Source organism: Streptomyces gossypii, assembly GCF_025165795.1.
Taxonomy (GTDB): domain Bacteria; phylum Actinomycetota; class Actinomycetes; order Streptomycetales; family Streptomycetaceae; genus Streptomyces; species Streptomyces gossypii.
The window spans coordinates 1-4,486 of the sequence record NZ_JAJAGO010000034.1; the positions used below are offsets into that span (position 1 = coordinate 1).

2 protein-coding genes are annotated in these 4,486 nt (G+C 68.0%); both read right to left on the reverse strand.

Annotated features, from left to right (window positions below; translation table 11 throughout):
* Positions 1-1,799, reverse strand: a 1,799-nt coding sequence (locus tag LHJ74_RS33995; protein ID WP_260222224.1) for a type I polyketide synthase, incomplete at its 3' end; no start/stop codon positions are given.
* Positions 1,789-4,486 (reverse strand): SDR family NAD(P)-dependent oxidoreductase (locus LHJ74_RS34000; RefSeq protein ID WP_260222223.1); only part of this gene is annotated, 2,698 nt, incomplete at its 5' end. The genes LHJ74_RS34000 and LHJ74_RS33995, both read right to left, overlap by 11 nt.

Here is a 4,486-nt window from a genome sequence, read left to right on the forward strand (position 1 = left end):
AACGCCTCAGCAAAAACCGGGAAAGACCCATACAACTCCCGGCCCATCCCCACCCACTGCGACCCCTGCCCCGGAAACATCACCACCGTCCGGGCACCACCACCAACCACACCCGACACCACACCCGCGGCACCCTCACCACGCGACAGAGAATCCAAACCGGTGAGCAGCATCTCCCGGCCATCTCCGACCACGACCGAGCGGTGGTCGAGAGCCGCCCGTGTGGTGGCCAGCGAATAGCCCACATCGCCGACAGCCAGTTCCGGGTGACTGGTCATGTGCTGGTGCAGCCGCTCCGCCTGCGCACGCACGCCTGCTTCAGACCGCGCGGAGAGCACCAGGGGCACCACCGGAAGTTCGCCTGTCCCGCCGTCATCGTCACCGACCCCCACCTCACCTGCAGGTGCAAGCGATGAAGCCTGCTCGAGGATGACGTGGGCGTTGGTTCCACTGACACCGAACGAGGACACCGCGGCCCGCCGCAGCTGGTCACTGTCCGGCCACGGCTGGGCCTCGGTCAGCAGCGCCACCGACCCCGCCGACCAGTCCACATGCGACGACGGCTCCTCGGCATGCAGCGTCCGGGGCAGCTCCCCGTGCCGCATCGCCATCACCATCTTGATCACACCAGCCACCCCGGCCGCAGCCTGGGTGTGCCCGATGTTCGACTTCACCGACCCCAGCCACAACGGACGCTCCTCCGACCGCCCCTGACCGTAGGTGGCCAGCAGCGACTGCGCCTCGATCGGATCCCCGAGGGTGGTGCCCGTCCCGTGTGCTTCGACGGCGTCGACGTCGGATGTGCCCAGACCCGCGTTCGCCAGCGCCTGCCGGATCACCCGCTGCTGCGACGGACCGTTCGGCACCGTCAAGCCACTGCTCGCACCGTCCTGGTTGACCGCGCTGCCACGGATCACCGCCAGCACCGGATGCCCATTGCGCTCAGCATCCGACAACCGCTCCAGCAGCAGCAGACCCACACCCTCGCCCCAGCCGGTGCCATCCGCACCCGCCGCAAACGACTTGCACCGCCCATCAGCAGCCAGACCCCGCTGCCTGCTGAACTCCACAAACGCCTTCGGGCTCGACATCACCGACACCCCACCGGCCAGAGCCAGCGAACACTCCCCCGAGCGCAGAGCCTGCGCCGCCAGGTGCATGGCCACCAACGACGACGAACACGCCGTGTCCACCGTCACCGCCGGCCCCTCCAGACCGAAGGTGTAGGAAATGCGGCCGGACATCACACTGCTGGCGCCGCCGATCATCGTGTAGCCGTCGGTGCCCTGCGAGAAGATGCCCGGGACGCGGCCGTAGTCGCTCGGGGCTGCGCCGATGAAGGCCCCGGTGGGGGTGCCGCGCAGCGACAAGGGGTCGAGTCCGGCGCGTTCGAACGCCTCCCACGTGGTCTGTAGCAGCAGCCGCTGTTCCGGGTCCATCGCCAGGGCTTCACGGGGCGAGATCCCGAACAGAGAGGCATCGAATTCACCGACGTCGTCGAGGAAGCCGCCGTGGCGGCCGTACGTCTTTCCCGGGCTGTCCGGGTCCGGGTCGTACAGTCCGTCGACATCCCAGCCGCGGTCGGTCGGGAACTCCGACACCGCGTCCCGGCCCTCAGAAACCAGCGTCCACAGATCCTCTGGTCCCGTCACGCCACCGGGGAACCGGCACGCGACTCCTATGATCGCGAGGGGTTCGGTCAGAGCGGCGGTCAGTTGCTCGTTCTCCTTGCGCAGCCGCTCGGTTTCCTTCAGCGAGCTGCGCAGAGCTCCAACGATCCGGTCGTTGTCAGTCGTCATGGCGGGCTCCATTGTTCGAGCGGTTGCTGCCATTCCCGTGGGCCACGCGGACGAGATCGTCGATGCCCATTTCGTCGATCGCATTGCTGTCGTACCGGTCCGCTGCCGGTGACGATTGGTCGGGCTCGACCAGCTGTAGGAGTAGATCCAGTACGCCGGCCTGGTTCATCCGGGCGAGGGGTATGGCGTTGATCACCCGCCGGATATCGGCCTCACTGGCACCGCCCCAGTCGGAGGCGACGGTCTCCGATGCAGTGGGGGCGAGTTCGGCCCGCAAGTAATCTGCCACGGCGGCCGGTGTGGGGTGATCGAAGATGAGAGTGGCCGGCAGTTGAAGGCCGGTGGCCGCACCGAGCCGGTTGCGCAGTTCCACCGCGGCCAGCGAGTCGAACCCGAGGTCGGTGAATCCTCGCCCTGTGTCGATGGCGTCTGCGGTGTCGTGTCCCAGGACGCTGGCAGCGTGACCACGGACCAGATCGGTCATGATGCGCCGCTGCTCGGCCTCGGACAGTTCGCCCAGCCGCTCCATCGGATTTGAGGTGTCCGCAGCGGCACTGGCGGTCGGCCGCGACGGGGCCGGCGCCAGCCTCCGCAGCATCGGCGGCACCGTACTGCCGAGCTCGCGTATCCCGGCTGTATCCACCCGGGCGGCCACCACCAGCGCCTCATCGGCGGCCACTGCCGCATCAAACAGTCCCAGCCCCTGTTCGGTGGTCAACCCGGCCAGACCAGACCGGGACAGGCGCGCCATGTCCTGCCGCCCCAAGTGCCCGGTCATCCCACTGGCCTGCTCCCACAGCCCCCACGCTATGGAGGTGCCGACAAGCCCTTCCGCCCGCCGACGCGCCGCCAGACCGTCCAGGAACGCATTCGCCGCCGCGTAGTTGCCCTGCCCCGGCGAGCCCAGCACCCCAGCCGCCGAAGAGAACAGCACGAACGCCGACAGGTCCAACTCCGCAGTCAGCTCATGCAGATTGAGCGCCGCATCCACCTTCGGCCGCAGCACCTCATCCACTTGCTGTTTCGTCAGCGATCCGACGACTCCATCGGCCACCACTCCTGCCGCGTGCACCACCGCAGTCAGCGGATACTCATCGGGAATCTCCGCCAGCAGCCGGGCCAACGCCTCCCGATCGGCTACGTCACATGCCGCCACCGTGATCTGGGCGCCCAGTGCGGTCAGTTCGTCGTGAAGCGCCGCCGCGTCTGCGGCATCCATCCCCCGTCGGCTGGTCAGCACCAGATGCCGCACCCCGTGCGACTCCACCAGGTGCCGGGCCACAATCGACCCCAGCGTTCCCGTACCACCCGTCACCAGCACCGATCCCGTTGTGTCCAGTGACGGCGGAATGGTGAGCACGATCTTGCCGGTATGACGGGCCTGGCTGAGGATCCGGAACGCCTGCCGGGCTCGCCGCACATCCCAGGTGGTCACTGGCAGAGGCTCAAGGTGTCCGCCCTGCACGAGTTCCGCAACCTCGGTCAGCATCTGCTGAATCCGATCCGGGCTCGCCTGCATCAGGTCGTACGCCTGGTGCACTACACCCGGAAACTCTTCGGCTATCTGCTGAGGGTCACGGATGTCGGTCTTGCCCAGTTCCATGAAGCGGCCGCCGCGCGGCAACAGACGCGCGGAAGCGTCTATGTATTCACCGGCCAGGGAGTTCAGAACGACATCCACACCACGGCCTTCGGTGGCCTCCAGGAACCGCCCTTCGAAATCCAGGTCGCGGGACGAAGCCCGATGGGACTCGTCGATCCCCATCTCTTCCAGCGTCGGATGCTTGCCGAGGCTGGCGGTGCCGTAGACCTCGGCACCCAGATAGCGGGCGATCTGCACCGCCGCCATGCCCACACCACCGGCCGCCGCGTGTATCAGGACCGACTCGCCCTTCCGCAACCCGGCCAGATCCACCAGCCCGTACCAGGCGGTCAGGAACGCTACCGGCATCGAGGCGGCCTCCTCGAACGACCAGCCCGCGGGCATCTTCGCCAGCGACCTGCGATCCGCCACCGCCACCGGCCCGAACGCATGCTGCACCAGACCGAACACCCGGTCGCCCACGGCCAACCCGCTCACACCCGGTCCGACTTCAGTGACCAGGCCCGCCGCCTCGGTGCCCAGGATGGCCTTGCCCGGATACATGTCCAACGCGATCAACGTGTCGCGGAAGTTCAGACCGGCGGCGCGTACCGCGATCCGGACCTGACCCGGCTCAAGCGACTGGCCGGCTTCAGGACAGGCCACCAGCGCCAGACCCTCCAAGCCCACGACCTTGGCCCGCACGTCCAGCCGCCACGGGACACCCGCCGGAGGCGAAAGCACCTCAGCACCCGCGCGGGCAAGCCGCGGCACCAGCACCTCACCCGCACGCACAGCCAACTGCGGCTCACCACTGTCCACCACAGACGGCAGCACACCAGCAGAAGCCGTGTCATCCAGATCTACCAGCATGATCCGGTCACGGTTCTCCGACTGCGCGGAGCGCATCAGCCCCCACACCGCCGCCTGAGCGAGATCCGACACATCCTCACCAGCAGCCGATACCGCCGCCCGCGTCACCACCATCAACCGCGACGAAGCCCAACACCCATCGGCCAGCCACTCCTGCAACTGCCCCAGGACCCGCGACACCTCCCGGTGCGCAGCCCCAGCAACCCCGCCCGTCTCCGCAACCTGCACATCC